Raw genomic sequence first — 16526 nt, 5'->3', positions numbered from 1 at the left:
GCTGGGTGACCGAGTCCCCGAAGTGGATGCCGCCGCTCACAGGCTGACCTTCTTTCCGGTGTTGTGGTCGCCGTACTGGTTGATCTGGTCGCCGACCGCCACCGGATCCCGTGTCTCGTCCATCCCTCGTTCACACCATCGAGGAGCTGCACCGTGTCCAGCGCCCTTGCCTCATTCCGGCCCGCCGAGCACGAGAACCCCGTCCAGTGGCTGCGCCGGGTGTTCCGTACCTTCCGTCGGACGCGGCCGTACTACGGCGGCCTGCTGGCCATGATCGCCGGCGTCCCGATCATGTACTTCCCGTACGCCAAGCTCTCGTTGGGCGGCATGACGGTGGCCATGGCCACCACGGCGGGCGCCGGATCGCTGATCATCGGCGTGCTGCTGATCGTGCTCGGGCTGACCGCGTGGTTCCAGCCGACCGTGCGGGTCTTCGCGGGGGTCGCCACCACCCTGCTGACGCTGGTCTCGATCCCGGTCTCCAACCTGGCCGGGTTCGGCCTGGCGCTGCTGCCGGGGCTGATCGGCGGCGGTCTGATGGCGTCCTGGGCGCCGCTGCCGGAGCCGAAGGCGGCCAAGACCGCCGTCGCCGCGAGCGTCGCCACCGAGGCCCCCGCGGCCGAGGCCCCCGCACTTGGGGCCCCGGCCGCCGAGGCCGCCGTCGGCGAGAGCGCGGTCGTCGTCGAGAGCGTCGCCACCGAGCCCGCGGCGGCCGAAGCGCCCACCGCGAAGCTGCCCGCACAGGCCGCGTCGAACGAGCAGGCCGCCGCCGTGGACCCGAAGGAGGCGCGGTGAGCGCGTCGGACGACCAACCGCAGCGCGCCGGTCGACACGCGGCGCCGCGCACGCCCGTCCGGGTCCGGCTGAGAGGCCGCGCGCTGGCGATGGCCGCGGTGCCGACGGCACTGCTGATGGCCGCCGCGTACACCCCGAACCCGGCCGTCGCCGAGTCCACGGCGGGCAAGCCCTGCGGGACCGCGCCCGCCACCGTGCCGGACGTCGCGCCGCTGGAGACGCCCGTCCCCAAGAGCGAGCTGCCCGAGCCGCCGCCCGGCCCGTCCACGGTGCCCCCCACCGCGCCCTCGACGGGGGCTTCGACGGGGCCGAGCGCGATCCCCACCCGGACGCCGACCGGCGCGCCCACCCAGCAGCCCTCCGCGCCGGCCGGTACGCCGAGCGACGGCGCGACCCCGACCGGCACGGCCGGCACCCCGGCGACCACGCCGCCGGCCGCCCGCTCCGCCGCCCCCGGCGGTTCGGACACGGTCCACCAGGCCGGGCTGATCGACGACGTCCTGGGCGGCGTCAACCACCTGCTGGACCCGGGTGGTTCACCGAGCCCGACGCCGAGCGCCAAGTCGACCGGCACCCCCGCGCCGGCCACCACCCAGGCCCCCGCACCGGCCGTCCCGGCCCCGCGCGCCGACACGCCGGTCCAGCCGCAGGCCCCGACGACCGGGGCCCCGGCCGACGGGCCGCCCGGCACCCCGCCGCCCGCCGCCGGCAGCGGCGAGCAGACCCCGGCGGGCGACCAGGCCTCGCCCGCCGCGCCGGCCCCCGCCACCAGCGGCCCGGCCGGCGGTACGACGGGGAAGCCGAGCGGCAAGGCGAGCCCGAAGACGGCCTCCGCCACCCCGTCCGGGACCGCCGCCGAGACCCCGTCGTCCTCGCCGAGCGCCAACCCCAACTGCGCGGTGGACACCAGCGGCCTGAGCGCCGGCGCGCCCGCCACCGGGGACGTCGTCCCGCAGCAGAACTGGACGCTGGCGACCAGCAGGCTGGCGTTGCACGGCGCGGCCTTCCACGGCGTCTACGACGTGCGGACCCCGACCGGCACCAAGCGGGTGCTGAAGTTCGTGGTGGACAGCGTCGACATCGACAACCTCGACATGTCGACGTTGCAGGGCAACGGCAAGACCTTCCACGTGAAGGGCGCCCCCGGCTCGACCTCGACCATGCGCAAGGGCCCGGTCACGATGTACGTGGAGCGGCTGTCCGGCCACCTCTCCAAGGTGCTCGGCCTGCCGATCCCGATCGACCTGGGCGAGATCACCCTCACCCCGGACACCCTGCCGCGCTGGCTGTACGACCTGATCGGCTCGATCCCGATCCCGCTGGACCTGGAGCTGACCGGGGTCACCGCCAAGCAGGCCGGCCAGTTCGGCGGCACGCTGACCATCCCCGGCATGCGCCTGTTCAACGACGACGCGCCCTACAGCGACAAGTAGGCGACCGGCGGACGCGCCACGGCGGCGACGTCGCGAGAACGCCCGTGGGGCGGCCCTCCAGCGGAGGACCGCCCCACGGGCGTCGGTGCCACGGGGTGTTACTCGCCCCGGGTGCCCAGGTGGTGCACCTGGACCATGTTGGTGTTGCCGGGGATGCCGGGGGGCGAGCCGGCGGTGACGATGACGGTCGCGCCCTCGGCGAGCTTGCCCATGCGCAGCAGCTCCCGGTCGACCTGGGCGACCATCTCGTCGGTGGACCCGACCTGCTCGGTGACGTGCGCCTCGACGCCCCAGCTCAGCGAGAGCTGGTTGCGGGTGGCGACGTCCGGGGTGAACGCGACCACCGGGATCGGCGAACGGTAGCGGGACAGGCGGCGGGCGGTGTCACCGGACTTGGTGAACGCGACCAGCGCCTGGCCGTTCAGGAAGTCGCCCAGCTCGCACGCGGCGCGGGCGATCGAGCCGCCCTGGGTGCGCGGCTTGCGGCCCGGGTTGAGCGGCTGGAGGCCCTGGGACAGCAGCTCCTCCTCGGCCTTCTCGGCGATCCGGCTCATGGTGCGCACGGTCTCGATCGGGTACTTGCCGACGCTCGACTCGGCGGACAGCATGACCGCGTCGGTGCCGTCCAGGATGGCGTTGGCGACGTCGGAGACCTCGGCGCGGGTGGGGCGCGAGGCGTGGATCATCGACTCCATCATCTGGGTGGCGACGATGACGGGCTTGGCGTTGCGGCGGGCCAGTGTGATCAGCTGCTTCTGGACCAGCGGCACCCGCTCCAGCGGGTACTCGACGGCCAGGTCGCCGCGGGCGACCATGATGGCGTCGAAGGCGAGGACGATCTCCTCCATGGCCTCGACGGCCTGCGGCTTCTCGATCTTGGCGATGACCGGCACGCGGATGCCGACCTCGTCCATGACCTCGTGGACGTCCTTGATGTCGTCCGCGTTGCGGACGAAGGACAGGGCGATCATGTCGACGCCCAGGCGCAGCGAGAAGCGCAGGTCGTCCTTGTCCTTCTCGGACAGGGCGGGCACGTTCACGGCCGCGCCGGGCAGGTTGATGCCCTTGTTGTTCGAGAGCACGCCGCCCTCGATCACCACGGTCTTCACCCGCGGGCCGTCGACGCTGACGACCTCCAGGGCGATGACGCCGTCGTTGATCAGGATCGGGTCGCCGGGCTTGACGTCGCCGGGCAGGCCCTTGTAGGTGGTGCCGCAGATGTGCTGGTCACCGGGGACGTCCTCGGTGGTGATGGTGAACTCGTCGCCGTTGTCGACGGTCACCGGGCCGTTGGCGAAGGTCGCCAGACGGATCTTGGGACCCTGGAGGTCGGCCAGGACGCCGATGGCCTTGCCGGTGTCCTCCGAGACCTGGCGGACCTTGCGGTACCGCTCCTCGTGGTCCGCGTGGTTGCCGTGGCTCATGTTCAGTCGGGCGACGTTCATGCCCGCCTCGACGATGGCCTTCAGCTGTTCGTAGGAGTCCGTCGCCGGACCCAGGGTGCAGACAATTTTCGCTCGGCGCATATGGATCAGTCTATCCGTTCGTGTTATAGGTGCATTCGGCACGAATCGAGAGGAATCGCCGACGAAGGATTCCGAGGGGCGAGACGGCGGCCGGTCAGTCCCCGGGCCGCCGGTGCACCAGGGCGAAGGCCTGCCGGGCGATCTCCAGTTCCTCGTCGGTGGGCACCACGGCGACCGCCACCCGGGCGTACGCGGGCGAGATGATCCGGGCCTCGCCGGAGCGCACCGAGTTCAGCTCGGGGTCGACCGCGATGCCCAGTTCGTCCAGCCCGGCGGTGGCCGCCGCGCGCACCGGCGCCGCGTTCTCCCCGACGCCCGCGGTGAACGCGATCGCGTCCACCCGGCCGAGCACGGCGTAGTAGCCGCCGATGTACTTGCGCAGCCGGTGGATGTACGCGTCGAAGGCGAGCTTCGCGTCGGCGTCCCCGGCCCCGGCCCGGCGCATGATCTCGCGCATGTCGTTGTCGCCGCACAGGCCGCGCAGACCGCTGCGGCGGTTGAGCAGGTCGTCGATCTCGTCGATCGACAGCCCGCCCACCCGGTGCAGGTGGAACACCACACCGGCGTCGATGTCGCCCGAGCGGGTGCCCATGACCAGGCCCTCCAGCGGGGTCAGGCCCATCGAGGTGTCCAGGCAGCGACCGCCGGCGACCGCCGAGGCGGAGGCGCCGTTGCCCAGGTGCAGCACGATCACGTTCACCTCGGCCGGGTCCTTGCCGAGCAGCCGGGCGGTGGCCCGCGAGACGTACTGGTGCGAGGTGCCGTGGAAGCCGTAGCGGCGCACCCGGTGCTCGTCGGCCACGGCCTTGTCGATCGCGTACCGGGCCGAGAACTCGGGCATCGAGGCGTGGAAGGCGGTGTCGAAGACGGCCACCTGGGGGAGGTCCGGGCGCAGCGCGCGGGCCACCTCGATGCCGGTGATGTTGGCCGGGTTGTGCAGCGGCGCGACCGGGATCAGCCGGCGGATCTCCTTGAGCACGTCGTCGGTGACCACGGTCGGCTCGGTGAACCGCTTGCCGCCGTGCACCACCCGGTGGCCGATCGCGGCCAGCTCGGGGGAGTCCAGCCCGAGGCCGTCGGCGGCCAGCTCCTCGGCGACGGCCTTCAGGGCGGCGGAGTGGTCCGGGAAGAGCTGCGGCAGCTCGCGCGGCCCGCCCGAGTGCGGGGTGTGCACCAGCCGCCCGCCGGGCTCGCCGATCCGCTCCACCAGGCCGGAGGCCAGCCGGGCGCCGTCCAGCATGTCGATCAGCTGGTACTTCACCGACGAGGAGCCGGCGTTCAGGACGAGAACGCGCGTTCCTTCGCTCATGCCTTCGACTCCTTCTCGTCCTGGGCCTGGATGGCGGTGATCGCGACGGTGTTGACGATGTCCTGGACCAGCGCGCCGCGCGAGAGGTCGTTGACGGGCTTGCGCAGGCCCTGGAGGACGGGGCCGACCGCCACCGCGCCCGCCGAGCGCTGGACCGCCTTGTAGGTGTTGTTGCCGGTGTTGAGGTCCGGGAAGATCAGCACGGTCGCCCGGCCCGCCACCGCGGAGCCCGGCAGCTTGGTGGCCGCGACGTGGGCGTCCACCGCCGCGTCGTACTGGATCGGGCCCTCGACCAGGATGTCCGGCCGCAGCTCGCGGACCAGCTCGGTGGCCTTGCGGACCTTGTCGACGTCCGCGCCGGACCCGGAGGTGCCGGTCGAGTACGAGAGCATCGCGACCCGCGGCTCCACCCCGAACTGGGCGGCGGTGGCGGCGGACTGGATCGCGATGTCGGCCAGCTGCTGGGCGTCCGGGTCGGGGTTGACCGCGCAGTCGCCGTACACCAGCACCTTGTCGGCCAGGCACATGAAGAAGACGCTCGACACGATGGCCGCGCCCGGCGAGGTCTTGATCACCTCGAAGGCGGGCCGGATGGTCGCGGCGGTGGAGTGCACCGCGCCGGAGACCATGCCGTCCGCGATGCCCTCCTGGACCATCAGGGTGCCGAAGTACGAGACGTCGGTGACCACGTCCAGCGCCAGTTCGACGGTCATCCCCTTGTGGGCGCGCAGCCGGGCGTACAGCTCGGCGAACTGGCGGCGCAGCGGGCTGGTGGTCGGGTCGACGATCCGGACCTGGGCGCGGTCGCCGCCCGACTGCTCCTGCGGGAGGTCGATGCCGAGGCCCGCGGCCTTGCGGCGCACCGCGTCGGCCTCGCCGAGCAGGGTGAGGTCGCAGATGTTGCGGCGCAGCAGGATCTCGGCCGCGCGCAGCACCCGCTCCTCGGTGCCCTCCGGCAGGACGACGTGCCGCCGGCTCGCCCGGGCCCGCTCCAGCAGCTCGTGCTCGAACATCATCGGGGTGACGCGCTCGGACCGGCCGACCTCGATCAGGTTGGTCAACTCGGCCGTGTCGACGTGCAGTTCGAACAGTCCGAGGGCGATCTCGGCCTTCCGCGGACTGGCCGCGGTGAGCTTGCCCTCCAGGTGGGTGAGGGTCGCGGCGGTCGGCCAGCTGCCCTCCGGGACGACCGCGACCGGGGTGCCGGGGGCGAGCCGGGCGGCCAGTGCCATCACGTTCGGGCCGGGGTGCTGGCCGAGCGTCAGCAGTACGCCGGCGATCGGCGGGGCACCGGCGGCGTGCGCGGCCAGTGAGCCGATCACCAGGTCGGCGCGGTCCCCGGGGGTGACGACCAGGGCGCCCTCGGTCAGGGCGTCCAGGAAGGTGGGCAGCATGGCGCCGCCGAAGACGAAGCCGCGGACGTCCCGGGCCAGGCCGGCGGCGTCCCCGAGCAGGACCTCGGCGCCGGTCGTCTCGACCAGCTGGGCGACGGTCGGCGCGGCCAGCGCCGGCTCCTCCGGGATGACGTAGGCGGGGATCGGCAGCTTCTCGGTGAGCTTGCGCTGGATCCGCTGCTTGGCACCCGGGGCGACCCGGTTGGCGATCATCGCCAGGGTCTCGCAGCCCAGGTCGGTGAACGCCCGGTGGGCGTTGCGGACCTCGGCGATGACGGCCTCCGGGTCCTCGGCGTGCCCGCCGACCACCGGCAGCACGGCGGCGCCGAACTCGTTGGCCAGCCGGGCGTTGAAGGCCAGCTCGTCCGGGATGTTGGTGTCGGCGAAGTCGGTGCCGAGCACCAGCACCGCCTGGCAGCGCCGCTCCAGCGCGCGGAAGCGGTCGACCAGGGCGGAGACCAGCTCGTCCTGCCCGTGGGCGGCCTGCAGCGCGGCGGCCTCCTCGTAGCTGAGCCCGTACAGCTCGGAACTCGGCAGGTCGATCCGGTACCGGCCGCGCAGCAGCTCCACCACGTGGTCCGAGCCCGGCGCGCCCCCGGCCCGGTGGCCGGGAGGCGCCCCCACGGGCGCGTGCACCAGCGGCCGGAACACCCCGACCCGGTCCACCTGGCGGGTGAGCAGTTCCATGACCCCGAGTTCGACCGCCTGTCGGCCGTCCCCCCGGTCGATACCGGTCACGTACACGCTGCGCGCCACGTGGGTGTCTCCGTCCCGTCGTCTCGGAATATGGCCATATCGACCATACCTTCGCACTGCGAACGGACGTCCGCGAGCAGAGCGGCCGAGTCGGGGCAAGGGCTGAACGTCCTGGGCACGGGGTTTGCGCTGCCGCCCGCCCTTGATGTACCTACATGAGGTAGTTACATTGGAGGGCATGGAGACCATGGGACTGCGTGAGCTGAACCAGAACCCGTCGAAGGCGGTCGCGCGGGTCCGGGCCGGCGCGACGATCGTCGTCACCGACCGCGGGCGGCCCGTGCTGAGACTCGTGCCGGAGGAGCCCCCGGCGACGACCCTCGAACGCATGATCGCGGCCGGCGAGGTCACCCCGCCCGCCGAGGAGGGCATGCCCGAGCTGGCCCTCGATCTGCTGCCGGAGATCGGCAGCCTCTCGGACCTCCTGGTGGAAGACCGCGAACGGGAGCGGAACCGTTGATCTACCTCGACTCCTGCGCGCTGCTGAAGTTCATCAAGCCGGAGCCCGAGACGGCCGCACTGCGGGCGTGGCGGCAGGCGCTGCCCGCCGGGACCGAGCTGATCACCGGCGCGCTGGCCCGGCTGGAGATCACCCGCACCCTGCTCCGCGCGGGCCTGGCCCACCAGCAGGTCCCCTACTACGTGGACCAGGCACTCCGGGGCAGCCACCAGGTCGACCTCAGCAGCGCGGTGCTCGCCCGGGCGCTCTCCTACCGCACTCCGCGCCTCGGCTCGCTGGACGCGTTGCACCTGGCCAGCGCGGACCCGTTCCGGACGGAGCTGACCGAGTTCATCACCTACGACCGCGAGCTGGGCAGGGCCGCGGAGGACCTCGGCTTCCCGGTGTCGGCACCGCGCTGAGCGCCTGCCCGGCCGGGCAGGCGCTCGGACACTCAGGCGCTCAGATGTTCTGGTGCCAGGCCCTCAGCGGGCCGGGCGGAGCCAGAGGGTGGCGAGCGGGGGGAGGACCAGTTCGGCGGAGCGGGGCTGGTCGTGCCAGGGGGTCGGTTCGGCCTTGACCGGGTGGGAGTTGCCGATGCCGCCGCCGCCGTAGGCCTCGGCGTCGGTGTTGAGCAGTTCCTCCCACAGCTGGTCGCGGCCGTCCAGGTCGGGCAGGCCGATCCGGTGGCCGTGCCGGACGACGGGGGAGAAGTTGCAGACCGCGACCAGTGGCGAGCCGTCGGCCGCGTACCGGACGAAGGAGAGCAGGTTGTCCTCGGCGGCGCCGCCGTCGAGCCAGCGGAAGCCGTCCGGGGTGGTGTCCCGTTCCCAGAGGGCGGGGGTGTCCAGGTAGTGCCGGTTGAGGTCGCGGACCAGCCGGCGGACACCGCGGTGGTCCTGGTGGGCGGGCCACCGCTCGTCGAGCACCCACCACTGCGGGCCCTGCTCGTGGTCCCATTCCGCGCCCTGGGCGAACTCCTGCCCCATGAAGAGCAGTTGCTTGCCCGGGTGGGACCACATGAACCCCAGGTAGGCGCGGTGGTTGGCGCGCTGCTGCCACCAGTCGCCGGGCATCTTGGAGACCAGCGCCTGCTTGCCGTGCACCACCTCGTCGTGCGAGATCGGCAGGACGTAGTTCTCCGAGTAGGCGTACACCATCGAGAAGGTGATCTCGTTGTGGTGGAACTTGCGGTGCACCGGCTCCTTGGACATGTAGACCAGCGAGTCGTGCATCCAGCCCATGTTCCACTTGAGTCCGAAGCCGAGGCCGCCGGCGTCGGTGGGGCGGGTGACGCCGTCCCAGGCGGTGGACTCCTCGGCGATGGTGACCACGCCGGGGCAGCGCCGGTAGACGGTGGCGTTCATCTCCTGGAGGAACGCGGCCGCGTCCGGGTTCTCCCGGCCGCCGTGCTGGTTGGGCGTCCAGGCGCCGCCCTCGCGGGAGTAGTCGAGGTAGAGCATGGAGGCGACGGCGTCCACCCGCAGTCCGTCGATGTGGAACTCCTCGCACCAGTAGACCGCGTTGGCGACGAGGAAGTTGCGCACCTCCGTGCGGCCGTAGTCGAACTCCAGGGTTCCCCAGTCGGGGTGCTCGGCACGCAGCGGGTCGGCCGGCTCGTACAGCGGCTCGCCGTCGAAGCGGGCGAGCGCGAAGGCGTCCTTGGGGAAGTGGGCGGGCACCCAGTCGACGATCACGCCGATGCCGTGCCGGTGCAGGGTGTCGACCAGGTGGCGGAAGTCGTCGGGGCTGCCGAGCCGGGCGGTGGGCGCGTAGTAGCCGGACACCTGGTAGCCCCAGGAGCCGCCGAAGGGGTGCTCCATGACCGGCATGAACTCCACGTGGGTGAAGTTCAACTCCTTGAGGTAGCGCGGCAGTTCATCGGCGATGGCGCGGTAGTCGGTGAGGTCGGGCCGCCAGGAGGCCAGGTGCAGCTCGTAGACGGACATCGGTGCCCGGTGGTGCGCGGCGCGGGCCCGGCGGGCCATCCACTCGCCGTCCTGCCAGTGGTAGTCGGAGGAGGTGACCACCGAGGCGGTGGCGGGCGGGCACTGGGCGGCCCGGGCGAGCGGGTCGGCCTTGTCGAGCACCCAGCCCTGCCGGGTGTGGACCTCGTACTTGTACGCGGCACCCTCGGCGAGGCCCGGGACGAAGAGCTCCCAGATGCCGGACGAGCCGAGCGAGCGCATCGGGTGCCCGGTGCCGTCCCAGTGGTTGAAGTCGCCGATCAGCCGGACGCCGACGGCGTTCGGCGCCCAGACCGCGAAGGCGGTGCCGGCGACGCCGTCGACGGTCCGCACGTGCGAGCCGAGGGCCTGCCACAGCTGCTCGTGCCGGCCTTCGGAGATCAGGTGCAGGTCGAGTTCGCCGAGGGTGGGCGGAGTGCGGTAGCCGTCGTGCTGGGCCAGCGGCTCGCCGCCGGGGTAGGTCACCAGCAGCCGGTAGTCCACGGCGTCGGCGCCGGCCACCAGTCCGGTGAACAACCCGCCCTGCTGATGGGTGAGTTCGGCCGGGCCCTGGGTGGTCTCGACGACCACCCGCTCGGCGAACGGGCGCAGCACCCGGATCGCGGTGCCGCCGTGCACCGGGTGCGCGCCGAGCAGGGCGTGCGGGTCGTGGTGCTGCCCGCCGACCAGCCGGTCCACCTCGGACGGCGGCAGCGGCGCCTCGGGCAGGCGCAGCGAGGCCGTGGGCGGAGCCGTGGCCGGTGCGGACTCCGCGACCGGCGCGGGCTCCTCGGCCGGGACGGGCTCGGGCCGGGGCGAGTCCGGGCCGGCCAGGAACGTGGCCGGGACGGGGCGGGTGGTGCGGCCGGGCGGGTCGAGCGGCGTCACGGCTGGGTCCTCCTGCGACGGGGGGTGGGCTAACTCCAGGGCGGCGGAACCGGGGGTGCGGGTAGGGCAGGGGTGCGGGCGGGGCCGGGGCGGTCAGACGGTGAGGGCGAGCCGGTTGATCGCGGCGAGCGGGATCGGCAGCCAGCTCGGCCGGTGCCGGGCCTCGTACACGACCTCGTACACCGCCTTGTCGATCTCCAGGGCCCGCATCAGCTCCGGTGAGGCCGCCGGGTCGGCGCCGCCGCCGGCGGTGTAGCCGGCGCAGAAGGCGGTGCGGTTGCGCTGGGCCCAGGCGGCGGCGAGGTGGGCGAGTTCCGGGTCGACCGGGCCGCCGGCCAGCAGGTGGGCTGCCGCGTAGTCGAAGGAGCGGAGCATGGCGGCGACGTCGCGCAGCGCGGGCTGGGGTTCGCGGCGTTCGTTGACGGACTTGGCGGGTTCGCCCTCGAAGTCCAGCAGCACCCAGCCGTGCGGGGTGCGCATGGCCTGTCCGAGGTGCAGGTCGCCGTGGATGCGCTGGACGGGCAGGCCGTCGGGGTGGGCGTCGGCGAGCTGCTGGAAGGCGGTGCGCAGTGCGGCCCGGTAGCGCAGCAGGCCGGGGACGGCGGCGACGGCGCTGTCCAGCCGGTCGGCCATGGTGGTGGCGAGCCGGCTGGTCTGGGCGCGGTCGAGCCGGGCGACCGGCATCGAGCGGGCCAGGACCCGGTGGACTTCGGCGGTGGCCCGGCCGAGCCGGTGGGCCTCGATGGCGAAGTTGCCGGGGGAGGGGTCGCCCTTGAGCCGGCCGACCTGGTCGAGGGCGAGCTCCCAGCCGTCCTCGGCGTCCGGCAGGTAGCGCTGGAGCAGCCCGAGGGTGGCGGGTTCGGCGCGTTCCAGCCGGCTCTCGAACCAGGCGGCGACCCGGGGGATCCGGGTGGAGCCGGCTCGGGAGAGGGCGAGGGAGAGTTCGAGGTCGGGGTTGGTGCCGGGGTGGATGCGGCGGAACAGTTTGAGGATGTACGAGGTGCCGTAGATGACCGAGCTGTTGGACTGCTCGGCGGTGGAGGCGCGGCCGGGGAGGTTGGCGGGGAGCCCGGAGCCGGGGGTCCGGCGGAAGGACAGCGCGCCGAACCGGTCGCCGGTGGCGAGGTGTTCCAGCAGCCGCCCGGTGAGTTCGGGGTCGTGGACGGCGTCGTAGAGCGCCGCGCCGTCGTACGGTCCCTGGCTGAGCCGGCCGAGCACGGCGCTGGGCTCGATGTCCGCGGGCCCCTCCGAGCGGATGCCGAGCAGGAGTTGGTAGATGTCGCCGTGCGGGGCGCCGGCCGTGGTGGCGTGCTCGACCCGCAGCAGCAGGTGCAGCAGGGCGGGGTCGCCGACCTGGAGCGGGGTTCCGACCATCGGGGTGAGGCCGGTGATGGGCCGTCCCTTCCCGGCGTACCACCGCTGGGTGGGGAGCCACTCGGCGATCAGCGGCAGCGCGGCCTGGACGAGTTCGCTGACCCCCAGGGCGGTTCTCCGGGCCCCGGTGCTCCGCGCGCCCGCCGGTGAGGCGGGGTCGGCGGGGGCGTCCTGCTGCACATGGGCTTGAGAACGGGAGGTTTCGGACATGACTCCCTTTCCCCGGAAGCGGGCGGACTGCCCGACGGGTCTGGCCGGGTCCGTCAGTCTTCCGGATTTCGGCGGCGCGGCGGCGGCGGCACGCGAGCGGGGCTCAGGTGTCACGCCTTCGTGTGGGTGGCCGTTGGGCTGTTCTCCGTACGCGGCGGTGCAGAGAACTCCGGGGGCGCAGGGGTACAACTCGCGCCCCCGGAGGGTCTGGTGGTGCTGTGGGGCAGGGTGTGGCGGATCGTTACTTCGAGCGCCTGGTCCCGCTCAGCCGCGGCGGCTGCCGGAGCTGGAACCAGTAGAAGCCGTGGCCGGCCAGCGTGAGCAGGTAGGGCCACTCGCCGATGGAGGGGAAGCGCACCCCGCCGATCAGCTCGACCGGGTACCGTCCGCCGTACTGCCGCAGATCCAGCTCGGTCGGCTGCGCGAACCGCGAGAAGTTGTTCACGCACATGACCAGGTCCCCCTCGTGTTCGCGCACGAAGGCCAGCACGGCGGGGTTGCTGGAGGGCAGTTCGGTGTACGTGCCGAGGCCGAACGCCGGATTGAGCTTGCGGATCTCGATCATGCGACGCGTCCAGTGCAGCAGCGAACTCGAACTGCTCTGCTGTGCCTCGACGTTGGTCACCTGGTAGCCGTACACCGGATCCATGATGGGCGGCAGACTGAGCCTGCCCGGGTCGGCGGAGGAGAAACCCGCGTTGCGGTCCGGGGTCCACTGCATCGGCGTGCGCACGCCGTCCCGGTCGCCCAGCCAGATGTTGTCGCCCATGCCGATCTCGTCCCCGTAGTAGAGGACCGGCGAGCCGGGCAGCGAGAACAGCAGGGCGGTGAACAGCTCGATCTGGTTGCGGTCGTTCTCCAGCAGCGGGGCGAGCCGGCGGCGGATGCCCACGTTGGCGCGCATCCGGGGGTCCTTGGCGTACTCCGCGTACATGTAGTCGCGCTCCTCGTCGGTGACCATCTCCAGGGTCAGCTCGTCGTGGTTGCGCAGGAAGATGCCCCACTGGCAGCCGCCGGGGATCTGCGGGGTCTTGCTGAGGATCTCCGACACCGGGTAGCGGGACTCCCGCCGCACGGCCATGAAGATCCGGGGCATCACCGGGAAGTGGAACGCCATGTGGCACTCGTCGCCGCCCGCGGTGAAGTCGCCGAAGTAGTCGACGACGTCCTCGGGCCACTGGTTGGCCTCGGCCAGCAGCACGGTGTCGGGGTAGTCGGCGTCGATCTCCTTGCGGACCCGCTGGAGGAACTCGTGGGTCTCCGGCAGGTTCTCGCAGTTGGTGCCCTCGCGGGCGAACAGGTACGGCACCGCGTCCAGCCGGAAGCCGTCGATGCCGAGGTCGAGCCAGAACCGCAGTCCGGCGATCATCTCCTGCTGGACGCGGGGGTTGTCGTAGTTGAGGTCCGGCTGGTGGGAGAAGAACCGGTGCCAGAAGTACTGCTTGCGGACCGGGTCGTACGTCCAGTTGGAGGTCTCGGTGTCGACGAAGATGATCCGGGCGTCCGGGTACTGCTTGTCGTCGTCGGCCCACATGTAGAAGTCGCCGTACGGGCCGTCCGGGTCCGTCCGGGAGGCCTGGAACCACGGGTGCTGGTCGCTGGTGTGGTTCATGACGAAGTCGATGATCACGCGCATGCCGCGGGCGTGCGCGGCGTCGACGAACTCCATGAAGTCGGCGAGGTCGCCGAACTCCGGCAGCACCGACTTGTAGTCGGCCACGTCGTACCCGCCGTCGCGCAGCGGCGAGGCGAAGAACGGCGGGAGCCAGAGGCAGTCGACCCCGAGCCACTGCAGGTAGTCGAGTTTGGTGGTGAGCCCCTTCAGGTCCCCGACCCCGTCGCCGTTGCTGTCCTGGAAGGACCGCACCAGCACCTCGTAGAAGACCGCACGCTTGAACCACTCCGGGTCCAGGTTCTTCTTCGAGGTCTCCGGGAAGGTGTCGGGGACGGGCTCGTTCACAGTCACGCTGGGTTCCTCCGAACCGTGAGGAGGTGAGCCGGCTCGGCTGAGGGATCGAGCCGGACGTAGTTGTGCCGGCCCCAGGTGTAGACGGCGCCGGTGAGCTCGTCGTGCACCGCGTACGGGCCGTCGCCGTCGAGGGTGACGGTGGCCTCCTGGACGTGGTGCGGGTCGAGGTTGACCACGGCGACGACCTGGTCGGTGAGGCCCTCGGGGGTGGTCGCGGTCTTGGAGTAGGCGAGCACCTGGTCGTTGTCGGTGGGGTGGAAGCGCAGGTTGCGCAGCTGCTGGAGGGCGGGGTGGCGCCGGCGCAGCCGGTTCAGCACGGTGAGCAGCGGGGCGAGGGAGTCGGTGCGGGTCCAGTCGCGCGGGCGCAGCTCGTACTTCTCCGAGTGCAGGTACTCCTCGGAGCCGGGGTGGGCCGGCTCGTCCTCGTACAGCTCGAAGCCGGCGTAGACGCCGTAGCTGGGGGCGAGGGTGGCGGCGAGCACGGCGCGGATCGCGAACGCGGCGCGGCCGCCGTGCTGGAGGTAGCCGTGCAGGATGTCCGGGGTGTTGGCGAAGAAGTTCGGCCGCATGTAGGCGGCGGCGTCACCGGTGAGTTCGGTGAGGTACTCGGTGAGTTCCGGTTTGGTGGTGCGCCAGGTGAAGTACGTGTACGACTGGTGGAAACCGATCTTCCCCAGGGTGTGCATCATCGCGGGCCGGGTGAAGGCCTCCGCCAGGAACACGACGTCCGGGTCGGTGCGGGAGATGTCGGCGAGCACCTTCTCCCAGAACGCCACCGGTTTGGTGTGCGGGTTGTCGACCCGGAAGATCCGAACGCCGTGGGACATCCAGAACCGGAGGATCCGGATGGTTTCCTTGACGATTCCTTCCATGTCCTGGTCGAAGTTGATCGGATAGATGTCCTGGTACTTCTTCGGCGGGTTCTCGGCGTACGCGATGGTGCCGTCCGCGCGGTGGCTGAACCATTCCGGGTGCTTGTTCACCCACGGGTGGTCGGGGGAGCACTGGAGGGCGAAGTCCAGCGCCACCTCCAGGTGCAGGGCCTCGGCCTCGGCGACGAAGTGGTCGAAGTCCTCGATCGTGCCGAGGTCGGGGTGGACGGCGTCGTGGCCGCCCTCGGGGGAGCCGATCGCCCAGGGCGAGCCGACGTCGTGCGGACCGGCCGTCAGGGCGTTGTCCGGCCCCTTGCGGAAGGCTCGCCCGATCGGGTGCACCGGCGGCAGGTAGACCACGTCGAAGCCCATCGCGGCGACGGCCGGCAGCCGCTCGGCGGCGGTGCGCAGGGTGCCCGAACGCGGCGGCTCGACGCCGCTCGGGTCCACCACCGCCCCCTCCGAGCGGGGGAAGAACTCGTACCAGGAGCCGTACAGCGCGCGCTCGCGGTCCACCTGGAGCGGCAGCGGGCGGGAGGTGCTGAGCAGTTCGCGCAGCGGGTACCGGGCCAGCAGGTCCAGCACCTCGGGGGCGAGCGCGGCGGCCAGCCGGGACAGCGGCGGCAGGCCGGGGTCGCGCAGCGCGTCGGCGGCGGACAGCACGTGCGCGCGGCCCTCCTTCTTCGGCACGCCGGCGGCGGCCTGCTCCAGCAGCCGGGCGCCGTCCTCCAGGACCAGCGCGGTGTCGATCCCGGCGGGCAGCTTCACGGCGGCGGTCCGGCGCCAGGTGGCGACCGGGTCGCTCCACGCCTCGACCAGGTACGACCAGCGGCCGGGCGCGGTCGGGGTGACGTGCGCGCCCCAGCGGTCGGTGCCCTCGGCCAGCTCGCGCATCGGCGTCCACGGGCCGCCGCGGCCGCGCGGGTCGCGCAGCACCACGTTGGCGTTGACGGCGTCGTGGCCCTCGCGGAACACGGTCGCGGTGACCAGGAAGGTCTCGCCGGCGACGGCCTTGGCCGGGCGACGGCCGGCGTCGACGAGGGGGCTGACGTCCAGGACGGGGATGCGGCCGATCACGGTGTCGCTCTCTGTCGTCTTGCGGGCGGCGGGCTTGCGGGCGGAGGCCTTGCGCGGCGCGGCGCCGGAGGCGCCCTCGGCGGTGGTCCCGGCGGTCCCGGCAGCGTCGGCGGTGGCCTTCGCGGTGGCGGCGGCGCGGCGCGTGGTGGTGGTGCGCCTGCGCGGTGCCGCGGTCCGGCCCTCCTCGGCCCCGGGTTGTCGGGCCGCTTCGGCCGGCTCGGTGCGGACCGCCCCGGCGGCCCGCGGCGCCGGCATCGCCGGATCCGTCCGAGTGTCAGAATCCATCCGTCCGGCGGATTCCGCGACCGCTGCGTCGTGGCTGTCGGCCACCGGTGTGGACTGGTCCCGCGTGTCGCCGTGCATGTCAAACTCCTGCCCGAGATCGGCGGCAGCTCCCGCGGGCCGGGGATGGGCCAGGGGAGTACCGGGAGGACTGCTGGGTGGGGAGGACGTGCGACCGGAAGCCTGCCCGCGCCGCCGTCCCCGGCAACCTGCCCGGCGCCCGCCGAGCCCTCGACGGGAGCCCTGGAGCCGCGCG

General features: G+C 72.6%; 11 protein-coding genes. 4 read left to right on the top strand and 7 right to left on the bottom strand.

What is annotated here, in order from left to right; translation table 11 throughout:
* The first annotated feature begins 153 nt into the window (after window positions 1–153).
* Entirely contained in the window at window positions 154–795 is a 642-nt protein-coding gene (locus ABT015_RS30300) for a DUF6114 domain-containing protein (RefSeq protein WP_350884707.1), read from the top strand.
* Window positions 792–2228: a hypothetical protein gene (locus tag ABT015_RS30295; protein WP_350884705.1), complete on the top strand. Its 1437-nt coding sequence runs from the start codon at window positions 792–794 to the stop codon at window positions 2226–2228. Before ABT015_RS30300 ends, ABT015_RS30295 begins: the two co-directional genes overlap by 4 nt.
* A gap of 98 nt (window positions 2229–2326) precedes the next feature.
* Here the strand turns inward: ABT015_RS30295 and pyk are convergent, their stop codons facing one another.
* The 3 genes from pyk to pta all read right to left on the bottom strand — a co-directional run bounded on the left by pyk (window position 2327) and on the right by pta (window position 7213).
* Window positions 2327–3754: a pyruvate kinase gene (gene pyk / locus ABT015_RS30290; RefSeq protein WP_350884703.1), complete on the bottom strand. Its 1428-nt coding sequence runs from the start codon at window positions 3752–3754 to the stop codon at window positions 2327–2329.
* Window positions 3755–3848: 94 nt separating this feature from the next.
* Window positions 3849–5063 (bottom strand): acetate kinase, encoded by a 1215-nt coding sequence (locus ABT015_RS30285; RefSeq protein WP_350884701.1) that lies wholly within the window; start codon window positions 5061–5063, stop codon window positions 3849–3851.
* The gene (gene pta, locus ABT015_RS30280) at window positions 5060–7213 is read right to left on the bottom strand and encodes a phosphate acetyltransferase (protein WP_350884699.1); all 2154 of its coding nucleotides are present in this window, start codon (window positions 7211–7213) and stop codon (window positions 5060–5062) included. The genes ABT015_RS30285 and pta overlap by 4 nt, the downstream gene beginning before the upstream one ends.
* Before the next feature lie 178 nt (window positions 7214–7391).
* Here pta and ABT015_RS30275 point away from each other — a divergent pair, with 178 nt between their 5' ends.
* The gene (locus ABT015_RS30275) at window positions 7392–7673 is read left to right on the top strand and encodes a type II toxin-antitoxin system Phd/YefM family antitoxin (RefSeq protein ID WP_350884697.1); all 282 of its coding nucleotides are present in this window, start codon (window positions 7392–7394) and stop codon (window positions 7671–7673) included.
* Window positions 7670–8074: a type II toxin-antitoxin system VapC family toxin gene (locus ABT015_RS30270; RefSeq protein ID WP_350884695.1), complete on the top strand. Its 405-nt coding sequence runs from the start codon at window positions 7670–7672 to the stop codon at window positions 8072–8074. The genes ABT015_RS30275 and ABT015_RS30270 overlap by 4 nt, the downstream gene beginning before the upstream one ends.
* Window positions 8075–8137: 63 nt before the next feature.
* Here the strand turns inward: ABT015_RS30270 and glgB are convergent, their stop codons facing one another.
* From glgB to ABT015_RS30250, 4 genes are all read right to left on the bottom strand, one after another.
* Complete coding sequence (glgB, locus tag ABT015_RS30265; RefSeq protein ID WP_350884693.1) at window positions 8138–10486, bottom strand: 1,4-alpha-glucan branching protein GlgB; 2349 nt, start codon at window positions 10484–10486, stop codon at window positions 8138–8140.
* A gap of 93 nt (window positions 10487–10579) precedes the next feature.
* Window positions 10580–12070, bottom strand: coding sequence for a maltokinase N-terminal cap-like domain-containing protein (locus ABT015_RS30260; protein ID WP_350884691.1), 1491 nt, complete (start codon window positions 12068–12070; stop codon window positions 10580–10582).
* 241 nt (window positions 12071–12311) lie between these two features.
* Window positions 12312–14036 (bottom strand): maltose alpha-D-glucosyltransferase, encoded by a 1725-nt coding sequence (treS, locus tag ABT015_RS30255; protein ID WP_063347760.1) that lies wholly within the window; start codon window positions 14034–14036, stop codon window positions 12312–12314.
* Window positions 14033–15988: an alpha-1,4-glucan--maltose-1-phosphate maltosyltransferase gene (locus ABT015_RS30250; RefSeq protein ID WP_350884713.1), complete on the bottom strand. Its 1956-nt coding sequence runs from the start codon at window positions 15986–15988 to the stop codon at window positions 14033–14035. The genes treS and ABT015_RS30250 overlap by 4 nt, the downstream gene beginning before the upstream one ends.
* Window positions 15989–16526: the final 538 nt, after the last annotated feature.

The sequence above is a fragment of the Kitasatospora sp. NPDC094016 genome (genome assembly GCF_040304045.1).
Lineage (GTDB): Bacteria > Actinomycetota > Actinomycetes > Streptomycetales > Streptomycetaceae > Kitasatospora.
The sequence above is the reverse complement of the archived record's forward strand: the minus strand, read 5'-3'. Positions and strand labels throughout refer to the sequence as shown.

What these genes read in the sequence shown, in the direction of transcription:
- pyk (WP_350884703.1), bottom strand. Translation starts at nt 3,754, where the DNA reads ATGCGCCGAGCGAAAATTGTCTGCACCCTGGGTCCGGCGACGGACTCC.
- ABT015_RS30285 (WP_350884701.1), bottom strand. Translation starts at nt 5,063, where the DNA reads ATGAGCGAAGGAACGCGCGTTCTCGTCCTGAACGCCGGCTCCTCGTCG.
- ABT015_RS30275 (WP_350884697.1), top strand. Translation starts at nt 7,392, where the DNA reads ATGGAGACCATGGGACTGCGTGAGCTGAACCAGAACCCGTCGAAGGCG.
- ABT015_RS30260 (WP_350884691.1), bottom strand. Translation starts at nt 12,070, where the DNA reads ATGTCCGAAACCTCCCGTTCTCAAGCCCATGTGCAGCAGGACGCCCCC.